The sequence below is a fragment of the Priestia sp. P5_B4 genome (assembly GCF_056400385.1).
Genome location: NZ_JBFULJ010001397.1, coordinates 1 through 660, shown reverse-complemented (window position 1 = coordinate 660; position 660 = coordinate 1). Strand labels below are relative to the sequence as shown.

Here is a 660-nt window from a genome sequence, read left to right as displayed (position 1 = left end):
GCTACACTGTAAGAAAGCGACTTCTTGTCGCACCATAATGTCTCTTTCCGGAACACACGAAAAAAAGAACCCCTTGCGCCGCAAGGGGTTTAAGATAATATGACGACTTACTTTATGCAGCTTTTTATACATCCTTGATATGACTACGTTTACTCGATACCCAAATGGAAGGCGGATGTATAAAAAGTGCACCTTTTATACATATGCTGAGACCTATAAAAAATAGTATTTATCGAAAAATTATGATAATATTGATTTGCAGCTATCTTTTCGATACTTGTTATACGTTCGAACCCTGATTAAAATAAAAAGCAACCTCGTTTTCCAATGGAGTGACCCCTGTCAAATAGACAGTCTGAAGAAAGCTACCTATGCAGCCTGAGTTCTATACTGATAAGGACTCAGGTTATTTAATTTTTTTTGAAATCGTTCGTGATTATAAAAATGTATGTATTGGTGGACTGCATCCTTCACTTCACTGGCTGTTTGGAATGTATGAAGGTGAAAACACTCTGATTTAAAATGACTAAAGAAACTCTCTATGCAAGCATTATCCCAACAGTTCCCTTTCCTAGACATACTCACTTTTATTTGGTATTTCGCTAGTAATTGATGATAAGTACAGGATGTATATTGGATTCCTTGATCACTATGTAAGAG

The 660-nt window shown here is 36.1% G+C and carries 1 protein-coding gene; it reads right to left on the bottom strand.

Features of this window, described 5'->3' with window-relative positions; all coding sequences use genetic code 11:
- Window positions 1-369: 369 nt before the first annotated feature.
- Window positions 370-660, bottom strand: a 291-nt coding sequence (locus AC1DRF_RS31215; RefSeq protein ID WP_477742725.1) for an IS3 family transposase, incomplete at its 5' end; no start/stop codon positions are given.